19 protein-coding genes are annotated in these 17,637 nt (G+C 67.4%); 16 read left to right on the top strand and 3 right to left on the bottom strand.

The window, feature by feature from the left end; genetic code table 11:
• Positions 1–155 precede the first annotated feature (155 nt).
• Positions 156–1,088 (bottom strand): HAD-IB family hydrolase, encoded by a 933-nt coding sequence (locus ABZS43_RS34870; RefSeq protein WP_355040275.1) that lies wholly within the window; start codon positions 1,086–1,088, stop codon positions 156–158.
• Between the two features lie 208 nt (positions 1,089–1,296).
• On the opposite strand from ABZS43_RS34870, the gene ABZS43_RS34865 reads away from it, so the two are divergent.
• The 5 genes from ABZS43_RS34865 to ABZS43_RS34845 all read left to right on the top strand — a co-directional run bounded on the left by ABZS43_RS34865 (position 1,297) and on the right by ABZS43_RS34845 (position 6,784).
• Positions 1,297–1,557 (top strand): glutaredoxin family protein, encoded by a 261-nt coding sequence (locus tag ABZS43_RS34865; protein WP_355040272.1) that lies wholly within the window; start codon positions 1,297–1,299, stop codon positions 1,555–1,557.
• Positions 1,558–1,794: 237 nt separating this feature from the next.
• The gene (locus tag ABZS43_RS34860; protein ID WP_355040271.1) at positions 1,795–2,622 is read left to right on the top strand and encodes a redox-sensing transcriptional repressor Rex; all 828 of its coding nucleotides are present in this window, start codon (positions 1,795–1,797) and stop codon (positions 2,620–2,622) included.
• A 73-nt stretch (positions 2,623–2,695) separates the two neighbouring features.
• The gene (locus tag ABZS43_RS34855; RefSeq protein WP_355040270.1) at positions 2,696–4,135 is read left to right on the top strand and encodes a glutamyl-tRNA reductase; all 1,440 of its coding nucleotides are present in this window, start codon (positions 2,696–2,698) and stop codon (positions 4,133–4,135) included.
• Positions 4,132–5,187: a hydroxymethylbilane synthase gene (hemC, locus tag ABZS43_RS34850; RefSeq protein ID WP_355040269.1), complete on the top strand. Its 1,056-nt coding sequence runs from the start codon at positions 4,132–4,134 to the stop codon at positions 5,185–5,187. The genes ABZS43_RS34855 and hemC overlap by 4 nt, the downstream gene beginning before the upstream one ends.
• 34 nt (positions 5,188–5,221) lie before the next feature.
• A complete protein-coding gene (locus tag ABZS43_RS34845; protein ID WP_355040268.1) occupies positions 5,222–6,784 on the top strand; it encodes a bifunctional uroporphyrinogen-III C-methyltransferase/uroporphyrinogen-III synthase in 1,563 nt (520 codons plus the stop codon).
• A 62-nt stretch (positions 6,785–6,846) separates the two neighbouring features.
• Here the strand turns inward: ABZS43_RS34845 and ABZS43_RS34840 are convergent, their stop codons facing one another.
• Positions 6,847–7,125 (bottom strand): hypothetical protein, encoded by a 279-nt coding sequence (locus tag ABZS43_RS34840; RefSeq protein WP_355040267.1) that lies wholly within the window; start codon positions 7,123–7,125, stop codon positions 6,847–6,849.
• Between the two features lie 171 nt (positions 7,126–7,296).
• Between ABZS43_RS34840 and hemB the strand changes: the two genes are divergently transcribed.
• The 5 genes from hemB to ABZS43_RS34815 all read left to right on the top strand — a co-directional run bounded on the left by hemB (position 7,297) and on the right by ABZS43_RS34815 (position 10,408).
• A complete protein-coding gene (gene hemB, locus ABZS43_RS34835) occupies positions 7,297–8,274 on the top strand; it encodes a porphobilinogen synthase (RefSeq protein WP_355040266.1) in 978 nt (325 codons plus the stop codon).
• Positions 8,271–8,798, top strand: coding sequence for a hypothetical protein (locus tag ABZS43_RS34830; protein WP_355040265.1), 528 nt, complete (start codon positions 8,271–8,273; stop codon positions 8,796–8,798). The genes hemB and ABZS43_RS34830 overlap by 4 nt, the downstream gene beginning before the upstream one ends.
• A 324-nt stretch (positions 8,799–9,122) precedes the next feature.
• Positions 9,123–9,683, top strand: coding sequence for a hypothetical protein (locus tag ABZS43_RS34825; protein WP_355040264.1), 561 nt, complete (start codon positions 9,123–9,125; stop codon positions 9,681–9,683).
• A 41-nt stretch (positions 9,684–9,724) separates the two neighbouring features.
• Positions 9,725–9,967, top strand: a complete 243-nt coding sequence (locus ABZS43_RS34820) for a hypothetical protein (protein ID WP_355040263.1) — start codon at positions 9,725–9,727, stop codon at positions 9,965–9,967.
• 222 nt (positions 9,968–10,189) lie between these two features.
• Entirely contained in the window at positions 10,190–10,408 is a 219-nt protein-coding gene (locus ABZS43_RS34815; protein WP_355040262.1) for a hypothetical protein, read from the top strand.
• Between the two features lie 58 nt (positions 10,409–10,466).
• On the opposite strand, the gene ABZS43_RS34810 is transcribed toward ABZS43_RS34815, so the two are convergent.
• Positions 10,467–10,859: a hypothetical protein gene (locus tag ABZS43_RS34810; RefSeq protein ID WP_355040261.1), complete on the bottom strand. Its 393-nt coding sequence runs from the start codon at positions 10,857–10,859 to the stop codon at positions 10,467–10,469.
• A gap of 182 nt (positions 10,860–11,041) precedes the next feature.
• Between ABZS43_RS34810 and hemL the strand changes: the two genes are divergently transcribed.
• From hemL to ccsB, 6 genes are all read left to right on the top strand, one after another.
• On the top strand, positions 11,042–12,379 hold the full coding sequence (gene hemL, locus ABZS43_RS34805; protein ID WP_355040260.1) for a glutamate-1-semialdehyde 2,1-aminomutase: 1,338 nt from the start codon (positions 11,042–11,044) through the stop codon (positions 12,377–12,379).
• Positions 12,380–12,666: 287 nt separating this feature from the next.
• Complete coding sequence (locus ABZS43_RS34800) at positions 12,667–13,305, top strand: histidine phosphatase family protein (RefSeq protein ID WP_355040274.1); 639 nt, start codon at positions 12,667–12,669, stop codon at positions 13,303–13,305.
• Positions 13,302–13,955: a TlpA disulfide reductase family protein gene (locus tag ABZS43_RS34795; RefSeq protein WP_355040259.1), complete on the top strand. Its 654-nt coding sequence runs from the start codon at positions 13,302–13,304 to the stop codon at positions 13,953–13,955. The genes ABZS43_RS34800 and ABZS43_RS34795 overlap by 4 nt, the downstream gene beginning before the upstream one ends.
• Complete coding sequence (locus tag ABZS43_RS34790; protein WP_355040258.1) at positions 13,952–14,827, top strand: cytochrome c biogenesis CcdA family protein; 876 nt, start codon at positions 13,952–13,954, stop codon at positions 14,825–14,827. Before ABZS43_RS34795 ends, ABZS43_RS34790 begins: the two co-directional genes overlap by 4 nt.
• A gap of 2 nt (positions 14,828–14,829) precedes the next feature.
• On the top strand, positions 14,830–16,533 hold the full coding sequence (locus tag ABZS43_RS34785; protein ID WP_355040273.1) for a cytochrome c biogenesis protein ResB: 1,704 nt from the start codon (positions 14,830–14,832) through the stop codon (positions 16,531–16,533).
• Positions 16,520–17,491 (top strand): c-type cytochrome biogenesis protein CcsB, encoded by a 972-nt coding sequence (gene ccsB / locus ABZS43_RS34780; protein ID WP_355040257.1) that lies wholly within the window; start codon positions 16,520–16,522, stop codon positions 17,489–17,491. Before ABZS43_RS34785 ends, ccsB begins: the two co-directional genes overlap by 14 nt.
• The last annotated feature ends 146 nt before the right edge of the window (positions 17,492–17,637 follow it).

The following is a 17,637-nucleotide window of genomic DNA, read 5'->3' as shown; positions in this document are numbered from 1 at the left end:
GTCGAGACTCGCGCCTTCGGCGCATGCGCTTCGACCACTCGGACGCGAGACGGGCCGCGAACGGGTCGCTCGTAAGACTCGCTCCGTACGGGCTGGGTTGGTGGCGAACGGTTTTGCTCGAAGAGTCGCTCCGCGTGGGGTTCGGGCGGGGGTTCTCAGTGCTCCCGCCGGCGGGTTACCGCCGCCGCTATCGCGCCGCCCGCCGCGCCCAGTGCCAGGGCTGTCGGCACGCCGATCTTGGCCGCCTTGCGTCCGGTGCGGAAGTCGCGGATCTCCCAACCGCGGTTCTTGGCGACCTCGCGTAGATCCGAGTCCGGGTTGATGGCGACGGCGGTGCCGACAAGTGACAGCATCGGGACGTCGTTGTGGCTATCGGAATACGCGGTGCAGCGTTTGAGGTTCAAACCTTCGCGAATTGCCAAGGTGCGCACCGCATGTGCTTTTCCGAGGCCGTGCAGGATATCGCCGACCAGACGTCCGGTGAATTTTCCGTCCACGCTTTCGGCGACCGTGCCGAGTGCGCCGGTGAGTCCGAGGCGTTTGGCGATAACCTGCGCCAATTCCACCGGAGTCGCGGTGACCAGCCAGACCTGCTGACCGGCGTCCAAATGCATCTGCGCGAGTGCTCGGGTGCCCGGCCAGATTTTATCGGCGATGATCTCGTCGTAGATCTCCTCGCCGAGCGCGGCCAGTTCGGCGGTGGGGCGACCGGCGATGAAGGCAAGGGCCTTCTCCCGGCCCGCGGCCATATCCGTGCTGTTCTCCTTGCCGGTGACCCGGAATTTGATCTGCTTCCACGCCACATCCACCAGGTCGGACGTCTTGAAGTATTTGCGCGCCGCCAGCCCGCGGGCGAAGTGCACGATGGACGCGCCCTGCACCATGGTGTTGTCGACGTCGAAGAAAGCGGCCGCGGTCAGGTCACGCGGTGCTTCGGGGCCGGGATGTTCCGGCTCGCCCGCGGCGATTTCGGCGTCGTGCAGTGACAGCGCGGCGTCCGCGCTGGCCTCACCGGCCAGGTTGGCGCGCACTTCCTCCTCGCTCGGGCCGAATGGACTCCGGGAGATGCGGGCGAGCTGGTCCTGCAGGCCCTGTCCGAATCTGCCCTGATTCCATCTGACCGGAAACTCGCCGAAGCGCCCCGCGATGAATCCCGCCCTCTCGATCTTCGATCGTTCCGGCACCAATACCTCCGCCCGTCGCGCGCGAACGAGTCCACACTAGCGGGATCCGCCGACAGTTTCGGCAGGACCAGGGGTACTGGATCGACCGTGGCGAGGGGATTTAATAACACTCATGACCAATCCCACACATTCGGTGACCCTGTTGACGAGATCGGGATGCGGACTGTGTTCTACAGCACTCGAACAGTTGCGCGCGATCTGCGGCGATTTCGGTATCGAACCCAGCACCGTCGATGTCGACGAAGCCGCAGGAACCGACCCTGGCCTGCGCGCGGAGTACGGCGATCGACTTCCCGTCGTGCTGCTGGACGGCCGGGAGCACAGCTATTTCGACGTCGACGAGCCCCGTTTGCGCGCCGATTTGCGTCGTTGAAGAAAGGCTGCTCCTGTCCGTTTCCGCCGCACCGCTGGTCGCGGCGGAAAATGAGGCCGATTTCACCGACTTTGTGAAGGGCTGCACAAGCGGTTACGGTGGTGGCACGCGACCCGCATGCCGAGGCTGCGGAGCCGCCCTGAAATCCGAAACTTCGACCATGGCACCGGGCCGCCCCGGGTCAGGGGTCGAGCGACGAACCGGATCACGAGCTATCCGGGACGAGGAGCCTACGACGTGACAGAGCAGCATGAGGCGCCGGGTGGCGTCTCCGGCAGGGCTCTGCAGAAGACGGGGCCGAACAAGGACATTCCGCAGGCCACCGTGGCGCGGCTGGCTACCTATCTCCGTGTCCTCGCGATGTTGGCCGATGACAGTGTGCTCATCGTATCGAGTGAGGAACTGGCTGTCGCGGCGGGTGTCAATTCGGCGAAACTGCGCAAGGATCTGTCCTTCCTCGGGCCCAACGGCGTACGGGGTGTCGGCTATGACGTCGCCAAGTTGCGCACCAGGATCGAAGACGTGCTCGGACTCTCCGGCGGACATCGCGTCGTATTGGTCGGCGCGGGCAACCTCGGCCGTGCGCTCGTCGGCTACGGCGGGTTCAAGCGGCGTGGCTTCACGGTGGTCGGCATCTTCGACAACGATCCTTCGGTGATCGGCCGGACCGTCGCTGGACTTTCGGTGCGTGACGTCGCGGTACTGCACGAAGCGGTCATCGCGCTCGATCCGACCATCGCGGTCGTCACCGTTCCCGACGAGGCGGCACAGGCTGTCTGCGATCGCCTGGTCGCGGCGGGTGTGCAGTCCATTCTGAGTTTCGCGCCGAGTGTGCTCGTCGCGCCCCAGTCCGTGGAGGTCCGCAGGGTGGATCTCGCGGTGGAGATGCAGATGCTGTCGTTCGAGCGGACCCGCAACGCCGAGCCCGAACCTCTCGCGGAGGTGGCCTCGGCCGTGTCGGGCCGGATCACCCGCCGCGTGCCCGCCGCGCACGCGACGATCACACACTCGACCTCGCATCAGGCAACGGAGCCAAGCAGCAAGGGATCGGTGGTTTCACCATGAGTGAGCGAAGCGAGCGAATCATGTGCCGGAGTGCCATGCGCGTGTCGGAGTCGAGCACCTGTGAGGCGCGGGTATGAGCGTTCTTCTGGTCGGGATCTCGCATCGGAGCGCCCCCGTCTCGGTGCTGGAGAAGGTTGCCATCACCGACGCCGATCGTCCCAAGCTGATCGAACGGATGCTGACCTCGAGTCACGTCTCCGAGGCGATGATCGTCTCGACGTGTAATCGCATCGAGGTGTACGCGGTGGTCGACGCGTTCCACGGCGGTCTCGCCGAGGCGGGCGACCTGCTCACCAGACATTCCGGAATGCCCCTCGCCGATCTGACCAAACACGCCTACGTGCGCTACAGCGAGGCGGCGGCCGAACATCTGTTCGCGGTGGCCTCCGGTTTGGACTCGATGGTCATCGGCGAGCAGCAGGTGCTCAGCCAGATCCGATCCGCCTACGCCTCGGCCGACGCCCAGCAGGCCGTCGGCCGGACTCTGCACGAACTGGCCCAGCACGCGCTGCGGGTCGGCAAGCGGGTGCATTCGGAGACCGGAATCGACCGGGCGGGCGCGTCGGTGGTGTCTGTCGCGCTGGACAAGGCGAAGAACCTCCTGCGTGGTCCGGCGGAATCCGTTGACACCGCCCTGGCCGAACGCACCGCGGTCGTCGTCGGCGCCGGCGCGATGGGCGGTCTTGCGGTGGCCCATCTTTCGCGCGCGGGCATCGGCCGGATCATCGTGGTGAACCGCACCATCGAGCGGGCACGCAGGCTCGCCGACACCGCGGCGGGCTACGGGGTCGAGTCCTCGGCCCTCGAACTGCCGCGGTTGACCGAGGCGATGGCCGCGGCCGATGTGGTGATCACGTGTACCGGCGCGATCGGCGCCGTGGTGACCCTCGCCGATACCCATCGCGCACTCGCCGATCGCGATCGCGCCGAAATGCCCTCCTCCGAGCGGCCACTGGTCTTCTGCGACCTCGGATTGCCGCGTGACGTCGAACCCGCGGTGGCGGGCTTGCCCGGCGTCTCGGTCATCGATATCGAGACGCTGCAACGGGATCCGGCCGCGGGCGCCGCCGCCGACGACACCGCGGCGGCCCGCTCGATCGTCGCCGACGAACTCGCCAAATACCTGGCGGGCCAGCGCATGGCCGAGGTGACGCCCACCGTGGCGGCGCTGCGGCAGCGCGCGGCCGAGGTGGTCGAGGCCGAACTGCTGCGGCTGGATTCGCGGCTGCCGAGTCTGGCCGATCCGGAACGCGACGAGGTCGCGCGCACGGTGCGCAGAGTTGTCGACAAGTTGCTGCACGCGCCGACGGTGCGGGTCAAGCAATTGGCGTCGACGCCGGGCGGCGACAGCTACGCCGAGGCGCTGCGTGAACTGTTCGAGCTCAAACCCGGTGCGGCGCAGGCGGTTGCCGCGCCGATGGAGATCACCACGCTCGCGGGCGGACTCGGCGCGGCGCTGGCCGACGATTTCACCACCGGTCACCTGGGTGAGGAACAGGGGAATCCCCGATGACGATCCTGCAGGAAGAGGACAACGTGACAGTTGCCGGCACGCGCCGTTCCTGGCGGATCGGCACCCGCGGAAGTCTGCTGGCGCTCACCCAGTCGGGCACCATCCGCGATGCGCTGATCGCCGCCGGGCACGAGGCCGAACTGGTCATCGTGAAAACCGTGGGGGATGAGTCGTCCGAGCCGGTGCGGGAACTCGGGGTGGGAGTTTTCACCTCCGCGCTGCGCGAGGAACTGGCCGCGGGAACCATCGATATCGCGGTGCACTCCTACAAGGATCTGCCCACCGCGTCGGATCCGCGTTTCACCATCGCCGCCGTCCCGCCCCGCGAGGATCCGCGTGACGCCCTGGTCGCGCGCGACGGGCTGGTACTCGGGGAATTGCCCGCCGGTTCGAAGGTCGGCACCTCCGCACCGCGCCGCGCGGCCCAATTGCTGGCTCTCGGACTCGGTCTGGAGATCATGCCGCTGCGCGGCAATCTGGACACCAGGCTGCGCAAGGTCGCCGACGGTGAACTGGACGCGGTGATCGTCGCCAGAGCCGGGCTCGCCCGGATCGACCGGCTGGACGCGGTCACCGAGGCGCTGGAGCCGGTTCAGATGTTGCCGGCCCCGGCCCAGGGCGCGCTCGCGGTCGAATGCCGCAGCGACGACAGCATGTTGATCGAGACGCTGTCGCAGCTCGATGATGCGCCCACCAGGGCCGCCGTTGTCGCCGAGCGGGGTCTACTCGCCGAATTGGAGGCCGGTTGTACCGCCCCCGTCGGCGCGCTCGGGGAGGTCGTCGAATCGATCGATGACGACGGCCGGATCTTCGATGAACTCTCGCTGCGCGGTTGCGCGGCGGCGGTCGACGGGTCCGATGTGCTGCGGGCATCGGTGGTCGGTTCGCCGGACGACGCGGCGGAACTCGGCCGGGCCTTGGCCCGCGAATTGCTGGAGCTCGGCGCGCGCGAGCTTCTCACCACGGAACCGGAAGGTTCCCCCGCACAGGCGGTGAATCCGCCCGCCACAGACTTCACCCACCCCAGCCCAATGGAGAACAGCCGATCATGAGCGAGCGAAGCGAGCGAATCACAGAGGTGCAGGCATGAGCCGAGGGACGAAGAAGCACCCGGGTCGGATCCTTTTCGTCGGGTCGGGCCCCGGCGACCCGGCATTGCTCACCGTGCGGGCGCGTGAAGTCCTCGGGCGGGCCACACTGGCTTTCACCGATCCCGACGTCGACAAGGGCGTACTGGCTTTGATCGGCTCCGCGGTCGAGGAGAACGAGGACGGCACCCGTCCGGTCGACGTGCGTCCCGCCCTCGGCGAACCCGCCGAGGTCGCCAAAACCCTGATCGCCGAGGCCCGCAACGGTCACGACGTGGTCCGGGTGGTCGCGGGCGATCCGCTGACAACCGACGCCGTGATCAACGAGGTCAATACCGTCACCCGCTCGCATATGGTCTTCGAGGTGCTGCCGGGGTTGCCCAGCGGCTCGGCGGTACCCAGTTACGCGGGTATCGCGCTCGGTTCGGGTCATACCGAGGCCGACGTACGCGGCGAGGTGGACTGGGCCGCGCTGGCCGCCGCCCCCGGCCCGCTGGTACTGCACGCGACCTCCGGCCATCTGGCCGAGACCGCGAGTGCCCTGGTCGAGCACGGTATGGCCCCGCAGACCCCGGTCGCGGTCACGGTGCGGGGCACCACCCGCCAGCAGCGCACTATCGAGGCGACACTGGCGACGCTGAACAGCGCGGCCTCCGAACTGGTCGGCCCGCTGGTGGTGACCATAGGCAAGGTCGTCGCCGCGCGGTCGAAGATGTCGTGGTGGGAGTCGCGGGCGCTGTACGGCTGGACCGTGCTGGTACCGCGCACCAAGGATCAGGCCGCCGAGATGAGCGAGCGGCTGGTCACCCATGGCGCGATCCCGATCGAGGTGCCGACGATCGCGGTCGAGCCGCCGCGCAGTCCAGCGCAGATGGAACGCGCGGTCAAGGGTCTGGTCGACGGTCGTTACCAGTGGGTGGTCTTCACCTCCACCAACGCGGTGCGCGCGGTGTGGGAGAAATTCGCCGAATTCGGTTTGGACGCACGGGCATTCTCCGGTGTGAAGATCGCCTGCGTCGGCGAGGCGACCGCGGACAAGGTGCGCTCGTTCGGCATCAATCCGGAGTTGGTGCCCAGTGGGGAGCAGTCCTCGGAGGGTTTGCTCGCCGATTTCCCGCCCTACGACGATGTTTTCGATCCGGTGAACCGAGTCCTGTTGCCGCGGGCCGATATCGCCACCGAAACCCTGGCCGAGGGTCTGCGTGATCGCGGCTGGGAAATCGATGACGTCACCGCCTACCGCACCGTGCGCGCATCGCCGCCGCCCGCGGAGACCCGCGAAATGATCAAGACCGGCGGTTTCGACGCGGTCCTGTTCACCTCGTCCTCCACGGTGCGCAATCTGGTCGGCATCGCGGGTAAACCGCATACCCGCACCATCGTCGCCTGCATCGGCCCGAAGACCGCCGAGACGGCGATCGAATTCGGTCTGCGCGTCGATGTGCAGCCCGAAGTCGCCCAGGTCGGCCCGCTGGTCGAGGCGCTGGCCGAACACGCGGCCCGCTTGCGTGCCGAGGGGCTGCTGCCCCCGCCGCGCAAGAAGAGCCGTCGCAGTCGCTAGGAGTGAAACGCCCACCCCCTTGTGGGCGTTTCACGCCGCGTAGCCCCTACATCGGGGCTACGTCAGCGGCTGTATCGCAGCAGGGTGCGGACCAGGCGGCAGGTGCTGTCCGACGGCGGGCGGATTCCGATGAGATCCGCCGTCCGCCTGATTCTTTCGTTACTCGCCTGATTCGGCAGGTATACGCCGGAGTCGAGCAGGGCGATGGTCAGCCGCATGGCCTTGAGCCTGCGATTGTGCGTGACATACCACTTGCGCGGCCTGCCGGCGGGCAGCGGACGCTTCTCCAGCGGGACGAAGGGCTCGATGAGCTTGGATTTCGGTGCGGCGGTCGTTGGCACGATCGTCCTCCCCTCGGGTCGGGAATCCGTGTGGACTCCCTCGAACACATCTTCGATTCTACCCGCACCCACCGACAGGAAAACGCTGGCCGCACAGGCTTTCCGTGGACTGGTCCATGGTCGCGCCGGGCGGTCGCGACAGCCCGCCGGAGCAGGCGTATCGTCCAATTCATGACCGGATTGGACCGCCCGCGGCGGTTGCGTCGTACCCCCGCACTCCGTCGTCTCGTGGCCGAAACAACCCTGCGGCCACGACATCTGGTGCTGCCGATGTTCGTCGCCGACGGGCTGGACGAACCGCGCGAGATCAGTTCGATGCCGGGGGTGATGCAGCATTCGATGGATTCGCTGCGCAAGGCGGCGGTCGAGGCGGTGGCCGCCGGGGTCGGCGGCCTCATGCTCTTCGGTGTGCCGCTGGCGGAGGACAAGGACGCGACCGGTAGCAAGGCGGGCGATCCGGACGGCATCCTGAACCGCGGGCTGCGGGCGGTGGCCGAAGAGGTCGGCGGGTCCACGGTGATCATGGCCGATACCTGTCTCGACGAATTCACCGATCACGGGCACTGCGGCGTGCTCGCCGCCGACGGCGCGGTCGACAACGACGCGACCCTGCACCGCTACGTCGATATGGCGCTGGCGCAGGCCGAGGCGGGCGCGGATCTGCTCGGCACGAGCGGCATGATGGACGGCCAGGTCGGCGCGATCCGGCGCGGCCTCGACGCGGTCGGCCGCACCGACACCGGCATCCTCGCCTATGCGGCCAAATACGCCTCGGCGTTCTACGGTCCGTTCCGCGAGGCGGTCTCCTCGTCGCTGGAGGGCGACCGGCGCAGCTATCAGCAGGATCCGGCGAATCGCCGCGAGTCGATCAGGGAATTGGCTCTGGATCTGGCCGAGGGCGCCGATATCGTGATGGTGAAGCCCGCCATGTCCTACCTCGACATCCTGCGCGAAGTCGCCGATCGGTCGACCGTGCCGGTGGCCGCCTATCAGATCTCGGGCGAGTACGCGATGATCACCGCCGCCGCCGAACGCGGCTGGATCGATCGCCGCGCCTCGGTGCTGGAGTCGCTGATGGGGATACGCCGGGCGGGTGCGGACATCGTCCTCACCTACTGGGCGACCGAGGCAGCACACTGGTTGTCGTGATCAACACGCCCTACTCGCCGCGCCTCGGCCCGCCGCCGCGCCCGCCTGTGCCGGAAGATATCCGTACCGCACGCCAGTTGTGGTGGGGTGTGGTCGGATTCGGCGTTGTACAGCTCACCGCGTCATTGCTCTCCGCGGTCGGGCAGCGCCGGGAATTCACCGAGCAGATGCTCGAGCAGATGCGCGAGACCGATCCGAACGCCACCGTGGCCTTCGCTGATCTGCTGGTTCTGATCGTCTTCGTCGTCGTGGTGTTGATCGGCTTGACGGTGACCGGACTTGGATTGTTGTTCGTGTATTTGTTCGGCTGTGGCAAATTGTGGGCACGCACGCTGTTGACCTTCGTCGGCGTCTGGCTGGTGATGATGGCCCTTGGCACGTTGTTCACCCTGAACGCGGTGGGCGGAGTCGCGTCACTGATCGCGGGCGGCGCGGCGATCGTCCAGGGCGTACTGGCGGGTGGTGCGATTTATCTAGGTCACCGCCCGGAATCGACCGCCTACTTCTTGATGAACCGTCGGTAAATAGCTGGCTACCATGCATGGAGTTTGTCGGAGCTGGTACGGCATGTATGGTGAGGGTTGTCACAGTGGACAATGGGAACCGGTAGTCGATGGCCGCGCGTTCGTCTTACTTCGCGTAAGAGCGTGATCGGAAAACTCCGGGAGATCGGAGGCATCGATGCGCGTGGTGATCCAACAGCCGCAGAGCATTCGACGAGAGCTGTTCGTCCTGAGTCTGCTGATCCTGTTCGGTGTGGTCACCGTCGCCGTGTTGCTGTTGCCCGGTGTGGTCGGCTGATCCCCTGATGTTCTCCACGGTTCTGTCTGCGTGATCGGCCGTACCGCGTGACCACCCCCGTCGTGCTGTTCGCCGAGCCCGGTGCGAGGTGGCGCAGCGTCGCCTACGGCCCGGTTCTCTGCGCGATCGTTCTGATCGTCGAACTGGTGTCATCCAGCCCCGTGCACTGGTTCGCCCTGATCTTCTGCGGCGCCCTCGTCGCGGGCTTCGTCGCGTTGCAGGTGGTGGCGGGGCAGCGGCATGTGAGCGTCGAACTCACCGACACCACATTGCGCGAAGGCGCGGAAACGGTGCCGCTGAGCACGATCGCCGACATCCTTCCCGAACGTGACGACAACTCCTGGGATGACGAAGACTGGGAGTCGGCGCGGGCGCTCGGCGAGTTGAGTGGTGTGCCCCGGCGGCGCACCGGTATCGGGCTGCGGCTGCGCGATGGCGGTCTGGTGCAGGCATGGGCGCGTGATCATCGGGGGCTGCGCGCGGCGCTGGTCTCCGCGGTGTCGCCGCGGGCGGAATCCGCGACTCCGGGCGATCTCGACGCGTCGGCGCAACCCGAGATGTCGCCGAACGTCGAGCCATCGGGGAAGATCGAGAAGTCCGGGGATTGATACGGCAAGGATGGAGTGGTCCGTTGAGGCGAGGGATGATCGTGGCTCTCGGCGAGTATGTGATCGCCCTGCTCTGCCTGATCGGGGCCGTGCAGAGTTGGGGTAACGGCGTCGTGACGACCTCCTTCGCACCCATCGGCGATCTGCCCGCCTTCGATTCGACCCGCTACATCGGGCCATGGCTGGTGCTGGCCGCCTTCCTTGCCGGGCTGGCCGGACTGTTCGTCATCGATGGACTCGCGCGGGCCGTCCGGTCGACCTCCGGTGTGCCGGCGGGTAGCTGAGCGCGATCCCTTCTGCCACTCCCCTTTTCGAACCTCAACGGCCGGACCGTCGATCGTTTCGTCCCGCCGAACGCGGGAACGCCTGTGGAATGAAGCCGATTCGGCGTGTCGGGCCGCGTGTCGGTAACGGACGTGTCCGCGCTACCGACGTGTCGAGCGGCGGCATCACCGGGCAAGGTGATCGATTGTCGCCCAATATATTTCAATCGGAAGGTGTTATCTGTGAGAGTTCTGGTGGCGAAATTCGGCGTGGCTCTGGTGGCGACGGCTGCCGTCGGTCTTGCGGCCGGCCCCGCCGCGGCGGCGCAGAGCGGGCTGCCATTGGAAAGCCCTGCCGCGGAGCAGATCCTGCTCCCGGAATCAGGCTCCGCCGGTATCTACAACAACCTCATGTGTCAGCTGCACACCATCTCCGCGAGTGCGCCCTGTATGTACTCCTGAGAAATAACCACTCGGAGTGACAGCCGACCGCGGACGAACAGCCCGCGGTCGGCTCGTGTTACCGCGTCCAGCTCTGGTAGATGTCGAACACGCGGCCGTCCCTGGTGCCGGGAGCGTTCAGGAACAGGATCACCGAACCGTCCGGATGTGTCGTCGTCTCGGCGATGACCTGCCGCAGCGAGGCGTGCACGCCGCCGTTCTGATCGCGATAGATCTGCGTATCGCTGTGCAGCCCCGCACCGATGCGGTTCAACGGCACGACCATGGTGACCAGTGCGGGAATCGGGCCGCCCGCGAGTGTCTCGGTCTCCTCGTGGCTGAGCTGCACCCCGATCCTGCCCTGGTCCGGTTGTGCGAGCGGCACCGCCGCGGTCGCCGTCGCGGCGCCGAGGCAGACGGCCGCGGCGCTGACCGTGGCGAGGGTGACAGTCCTGATGACGGTGATCCTCATGACATTCGACTCCTGGGGCGGTGGCGGATGCGACAACGCCCGAGATTACGCATCGGCAATCATTCAGCGACCGATATCGCGGTCGAAGGATCGGCGTGTTGCCGCTCGGGAAGGTGCGGCGCGCATCACTCCACTACACCCTGTCGTCGACCCGCCTCCGGTGGGCTGAGACACTGGAGGCCGTGAGTTCTTCTCCGCGCGTGACCAGGGCCGCTGTACCGATTTCCGCCCAGCTCTTCGACCGGGCGAGTTCGGTTATCCCCGGCGGCGTCAATTCGCCGGTCCGAGCGTTCAAATCGGTCGGCGGCACGCCGCGATTCATCGCCTCGGCCAACGGATACACGCTGACCGATGTCGACGGCAACGAATACGTCGACCTCGTCTGTTCCTGGGGGCCGATGATTCTCGGCCACGCCCACCCCGCGGTCGTGGAGGCGGTGCGGACCGCGGCGACCAGCGGCCTGTCCTTCGGCGCGCCGACCGAGGCCGAGATCGAACTCGCCGAAGCCATCGTCGAACGGGTCGAGCCGGTGCAGCGGGTGCGGTTGGTGAACTCCGGCACCGAGGCCACCATGAGCGCGGTCCGGCTGGCGCGCGGTTACACCGGCCGCGCCAAGATCATCAAATTCTCCGGCTGCTATCACGGCCACGTCGACGCGCTGCTCGCCGACGCGGGGTCGGGAGTCGCGACCCTCGGCTTGCCGACGTCCCCGGGCGTCACCGGCGCGCAGGCGGCAGACACCCTGGTACTTCCCTATAACGACCTGGCGGCCGTCGCCGCGGCCTTCGCCGCGTACCCCGGTGAGATCGCGTGCGTGATCACCGAGGCGGCCGCGGGCAATATGGGTGCGGTCGCACCGCTGCCCGGTTTCAACGAGGGTCTTCGCGCACTCACCGCCGAACACGGCGCGCTGCTGATCATGGACGAGGTGATGACCGGATTCCGGGTCGGCCGCGCGGGCTGGTTCGGTCGCGAGGGTGTCGCGGGAGATCTCTACACCTTCGGCAAGGTGATGAGCGGCGGTCTGCCCGCCGCCGCCTTCGGCGGTCGTGCCGAGATCATGAACCAACTGGCCCCGCTCGGCCCGGTGTACCAGGCTGGCACTCTCTCCGGTAACCCGGTCGCCGTCGCCGCCGGTCTCGCCACGTTGCGCGCGGCCGACGACGCCGTGTACGCGGCGCTGGATCGCAATGCCGAACGCCTCGGCGGACTGTTCACCGAGGCGCTCACCGCGGCCGGGGTCGAGCACCAGGTGCAATTCGCGGGCAATATGGTGAGCGTGTTCTTCGCCGATCGCCCGGTGACCGACTACGAGGCCGCCAAGGCCAGTGAAACCTGGCGTTTCCCCGCTTTCTTCCACGCCCTGCTCGATGCGGGGGTGTACGCGCCGCCGAGCGCGTTCGAGGCATGGTTCGTCTCGGCGGCGCTCGACGAGGACGCGTTCGACCGCATCGCCGCCGCTCTGCCCGCCGCCGCACACGCGGCCGCGGCCGCCACCCCCGAAGGATCCCGCGCGTGAGTTCCGACCTCGAACAGCCCGACGACCCACAGCGAGGGCCGGACCGCACGTCGGCCGAACCCTCCGCCCGACCCGACCCCGCCGAGCAAGCCTCCGCCGAGACCGGCTCCGCCGAGACCGGCTCCGCTGAGAGCGCCGGCCCTGTGTCCGATATCGCCGAGGGCGACGATCTGGTTGTCGCCGACGCCGGTACCCCGGTGTTCGATTCGGTGGCTGCCGACTCCGCCGCCGCGTCCGCCACGACCACTCGTCCCAGGCCGACCGGGCCGGACGTCGGGCCCGAGGCGGTGGACGCGAACGTCGAGACCATCGTGCACGTGCTGCGTCACGGCGAAGTGCACAACCCGAAAGGCATCCTCTACGGGCGCCTGCCCGGTTTCAGCCTGTCGGTCGCGGGGCGGTCGCAGGCGGGCGCGGTCGCGCGGTCGTTGTCCGATCACGACCTCAGCGTGGTGATCGCCTCGCCGTTGCAGCGTGCCCAGGAGACGGCCGAGCCGATCGCCGCGCAGCACGGCCTCGTCGTGCGTACCGACGAGAATCTGATCGAGGCGGGCAATACCTTCGAGGGCCTGCGCGTTTCGGTCGGCGACGGCGCACTGCGCAAGCCGAGGCACTGGTGGAAGTTGCGCGATCCGTTCACCCCGTCGTGGGGCGAACCGTATCTGCAGATCGCCCATCGCATGCTGGCCGCGGTCAACAAGGCCAGGGTCGAGGCTGTCGGGCACGAGGCCGTCCTCGTGTCGCATCAGCTGCCCGTCTGGACATTGCGCCGGTTCCTGCAGGGGCAGCGGCTCTGGCACGATCCGCGTCACCGGCAGTGCTCGCTGGCTTCGCTGACCTCGCTGGTGTACCAGGGCGATACGCTCGTCGACATCGTCTACTCCGAGCCCGCGGGCGGTTCGGACCCGTCGGTACACGGCGCATGATTCGTTCCGCCCGGTCCACCACAGCCAGCTCCCGGACGCGCCGAACCTCGCTTCGGCGCGTCGGTCCGGTGTTACTCGCCTGCGTCGCCCTCGTCGCCGCACTGGGGGGTTGCTCGACCGGAACGGATGCGGTGGCATCGGGCGGCACCTTCGAATTCGTCTCGCCCGGCGGTAAGACCACCATCCTGTACGACCCGCCGAGTTCGCGCGGCACCATCGGCACCCTGTCCGGACCGGATCTGATGACCGAGGGCAAGACCGTCTCGGTCCAGGATTTCCCCGGCAAGGTGGTCGTGCTCAATCTCTGGGGGCAGTGGTGCGGGCCGTGCCGCGCCGAAGCGCCCGCGCTGGAACGGGTATACGAGGCGACCAAGGACAGCGGCGTCGTCTTCCTCGGCATCAACGTCCGCGACCCGCAGCGGGACAAGGCCCAGGATTTCGTCACCGACAACAAGATCGGCTATCCCTCCATCTACGACCCGGCCATGCGCACCCTGCTCGCGCTCGGCGGGAATTTTCCGACCAGCGTCATCCCGACCACGCTGGTGCTCGACCGCGATCATCGGGTGGCGGCGGTCTTCCTGAAATCGCTGCTCGCCGAGGATCTGCAACCGGTGATCACACAGATCGCCGCGGAGGGTTCGCAGTGACGACGGTGCTCGCGAGCGTGGGGGATTCGTTCCAGCAGACCGCGGCCACCGGGCCGCTGCTGGTCGCGCTCGGGGCATGCGTGCTGGCGGGCCTGGTGTCATTCGCGTCGCCGTGCGTGGTGCCGCTGGTCCCCGGTTATCTGTCCTATCTCGCGGGATTGGTCGGCGCGGAGGCTCCGCCCGCGACCCTCGCGCAGGCCGAGAGTGGTCACCGCCGCGGGACGGTCGCTGTCGCGGACCGCGCGCTATCGGCCGCGGCGGCGTCGAAGCGGGAGATCAGGGCCGGGCGGCTGCGGGTGGCAGGCGCCGCCGGGTTGTTCGTCGCCGGGTTCACCGTGGTGTTCGTGCTCGCCACCGCCACCGTCTTCGGCGTCATCCAGACCTTGAATATGAATCGTGAGCTGCTGCAACGCATCGGCGGCGTGGTCACGATCCTCATGGGCCTGGTCTTCATCGGTCTGGTTCCCGCATTGCAGCGCGATACCAGGATGGAGCCGCGTCGACTGACAGGCATCCTGGGCGCACCGCTGTTGGGCGCGGTCTTCGCACTCGGCTGGACACCGTGCCTCGGCCCGACCTTGTCGGGGGTCATGGCGGTTTCCGCGGGCACCGACGGCACAACCGCCGCGCGCGGGGTGGCGCTCATCGTCGCCTACTGCCTCGGGCTGGGACTGCCGTTCGTGATCCTGGCCTTCGGGTCGGCCACCGCGTTGCGCGGCGTCGGCTGGCTACGGCGGAATTCGCGCACCATCCAGATCATCGGGGGCATCCTGCTCGTCGCGGTCGGCATCGCACTGGTCACGGGGGCGTGGGATCAGTTCGTCGGTTGGGTGCGCGACGCTTTCGTCTCCGAGGTGACGCTGCCGATATGACCATGACCGAGACGCAGCCGACCGCCGCGCCCGCCCCGCCCCCGCGCCAATCCGTGCCGGGCCGCGTCTGGGCGCTGGTGCGCAATGCGTGGCGTGGACTCACCAGCATGCGCACCGCGCTGGTGCTGCTGTTCCTGCTGGCGTTGGCGGCGATACCCGGCGCGCTGCTGCCGCAACGCAATCTGAACGAGCAGAAGGTCGAGCAGTACATCACCGACCGCCCGACCCTCGGGCCGTGGATGGACCGGTTCGAACTGTTCGACGTGTTCTCCAGTTTCTGGTTCACGGCCGTCTACGTGCTGCTGTTCGTCTCGCTCGTCGGCTGCATCCTGCCGCGCTGCCTCGATCACTACCGCGCACTGCGCACCCCGCCGGTGCGGGTCCCGCGCAATCTGGCCCGGTTGCCGCTGCATCACACCGAGACCGTTGACGCCGCGCCGGAACAGGTGATCGAACACGCCCGCGCCCGATTACGCGGGTGGCGCACCGAGATACGGTTCGGCGACGATCGTGTGCGCGACGGCGAGATCACGTTGTCGGCCGAGAAGGGCTACACCCGCGAACTCGGCAATCTGGTCTTCCACTTGGCGCTGGTAGGACTGCTGATCGCCATCGCGGCAGGCAAGCTGTTCGGCTACGAGGGCAGCGTCATCGTGATCGCCAACAACGGCCCCGGTTTCTGCACGACCTCCCCCGCGGTCTTCGATTCGTTCAAGGCGGGCAACGTCAACGACGGCACCGGTATGACCCCGCTGTGCGTGCGCGTCAAGGATTTCAAGGCCGACTACCTGGAAAACGGCCAGGCCGAGATGTTCACCTCGAATATCGAATACCAGGCGGGCGACGATCTGCGGACCGATACCTGGCGTGAAACCGCCGTCAAGGTCAACCATCCGCTGCGCGTCGCGGGCGACCGGCTCTACCTGCAGGGTCACGGTTTCGCGCCGACCTTCACCGTGACCTTCCCTAACGGGCAGACCCGCACCGAAACCATCCAGTGGCGTCCCGACGACGCCCGCACCTTCCTGTCCAGCGGCGTCCTGCGGATCGACCCGCCCGGCGGCATGTACGCCACCGACGAGGAACGTCGCAAGAACCAGATCGCCATCGAGGGCCTCTTCGCGCCGACCGCGCTTTTCCACGGGAAGCTGCTGACCTCGTCGTTCCCGGAGATGAACGATCCCGCCGTCGCGGTGGACATCTACCGGGGCGACACCGGACTCGACACCGGCAGGCCCCAGTCACTGTTCGCACTGGATGCCGAGCAGATCAAACAGGGCAGACTCAGCAAAGAGGCCAGGGTCAATCTGCGGCCAGGCGAATCGACCACCCTGCCCAACGGCACGAAGGTGAGCTTCGACGGCGCACAGGACTTCGTGAATCTGCAGGTCTCCCACGATCCGGCCCAGCAGTGGGTGCTGGTCAGCGCATTGGCGATGATGGCGGGTCTGCTGGTCTCGCTGCTGGTGAAGCGTCGCCGAGTCTGGATCCGGGTCTATCCCGAAGCCGATGGGGCCGGTACCGTTGGCCAACGACGTACTGTAGTAGAAATGGGTGGGCTCGCCAGAACCGATCAGGCCGGTTGGGGCGGTGAGTTCGAACAGTTGCGGGAGCGCCTGCTCGACACCGAACTTCGCGCGTCGAGCGCCGAGACGAAACCGGCGCGCGACGCCGACCCACGGGAGAGTGACCATGCAGATCGATGAAAACCTCGCCCGCTACAGCGATTTCGCTTTCAAGTCGGCGATCGTGGTGTACGTGCTGGTGGTGGTATTGCTGATCTGGCAGTACGCGACCGCGCGCGCCAACCAGGTGGTGGACCGCGAACTCGCGATGGCGGGCGGCCCCGGTTCCGACCGCCCCGTCGGCCCCGGGAAAATCGCCGAACCCGTCGCCGCACCGCTGTCCGAACGCCTGGGCAATATGGCGTTCTCGGTGCTCGTCGTCGGCATTGTGCTCCAAGTACTGTCGATCGTGTTGCGCGGCTTCGCGACCCATCGCTTCCCTCTCGGCAACATGTACGAATTCGTCACCATGGCGACCGCGGCGGCCACCGTCGTCGGCATCATCTTCCTGCGCGAACAGCGCTACCGCTCGATGTGGGCCTTCCTGCTCGTCCCGGTCATCGTCCTGATGTTCCTCGCGGGCACCGTGCTGTACGCCGACGCCGCCCCCGTAGTCCCCGCCCTCAGATCCTTCTGGCTGCCGGTGCACGTCACCATCGTCAGCGTCGGCAGCGGCGTGTTCATGGTCTCCGGCATAGCCAGCCTGCTGTTCCTCTACCGCATCCGCCAGCCCGAAGGCCAGGAATCCGCAGGCATCCTCGGTACCATCGCGAAGCGTCTCCCCGACGCACGCACCCTGGACCGGCTCGCCTACAAAACCACCATCGTCGGATTCCCCCTCTTCGGCGCGGGCGTCATCCTCGGTGCCATCTGGGCCGAAGCCGCGTGGGGACGGTTCTGGGGGTGGGACCCGAAGGAGACCTGCTCGTTCATCGCGTGGGTGCTGTACGCCGCGTATCTGCACGCTCGCGCGACCAGCGGGTGGCGGGATACGAAGGCGGCGTGGATCAATGTGGCGGGGTTCGTCGCGATGTTGTTCAACTTGTTCATCATCAACATCGTGATCTCGGGTCTGCACAGCTACGCGGGGTTGAACTAATCGGGGTTGACCTGCGCATTCGCGACAGTTTCGGGCTCGCCAGTTTCGGTGCTCGAGCCCGTCGGTACGCAGTGAGTACGCAGTGCCGTCGAGGCGGTCCCTGAGTACGCTGCCGACGGCCGCGCGCGTCGTCGCGTCGGCATCGG

It is taken from the genome of Nocardia sp. NPDC005366 (assembly GCF_040606855.1).
In the GTDB taxonomy this organism is placed as follows: Bacteria; Actinomycetota; Actinomycetes; order Mycobacteriales; family Mycobacteriaceae; genus Nocardia.
The sequence above is the reverse complement of the archived record's forward strand: the minus strand, read 5'-3'. Positions and strand labels throughout refer to the sequence as shown.

What these genes read in the sequence shown, in the direction of transcription:
- ABZS43_RS34810 (WP_355040261.1), bottom strand. Translation starts at nt 10,859, where the DNA reads ATGAGGATCACCGTCATCAGGACTGTCACCCTCGCCACGGTCAGCGCC.
- ABZS43_RS34795 (WP_355040259.1), top strand. Translation starts at nt 13,302, where the DNA reads ATGATTCGTTCCGCCCGGTCCACCACAGCCAGCTCCCGGACGCGCCGA.
- hemC (WP_355040269.1), top strand. Translation starts at nt 4,132, where the DNA reads ATGACGATCCTGCAGGAAGAGGACAACGTGACAGTTGCCGGCACGCGC.
- ABZS43_RS34855 (WP_355040270.1), top strand. Translation starts at nt 2,696, where the DNA reads ATGAGCGTTCTTCTGGTCGGGATCTCGCATCGGAGCGCCCCCGTCTCG.
- ABZS43_RS34845 (WP_355040268.1), top strand. Translation starts at nt 5,222, where the DNA reads ATGAGCCGAGGGACGAAGAAGCACCCGGGTCGGATCCTTTTCGTCGGG.
- ccsB (WP_355040257.1), top strand. Translation starts at nt 16,520, where the DNA reads ATGCAGATCGATGAAAACCTCGCCCGCTACAGCGATTTCGCTTTCAAG.
- ABZS43_RS34785 (WP_355040273.1), top strand. Translation starts at nt 14,830, where the DNA reads ATGACCGAGACGCAGCCGACCGCCGCGCCCGCCCCGCCCCCGCGCCAA.
- ABZS43_RS34865 (WP_355040272.1), top strand. Translation starts at nt 1,297, where the DNA reads ATGACCAATCCCACACATTCGGTGACCCTGTTGACGAGATCGGGATGC.
- hemB (WP_355040266.1), top strand. Translation starts at nt 7,297, where the DNA reads ATGACCGGATTGGACCGCCCGCGGCGGTTGCGTCGTACCCCCGCACTC.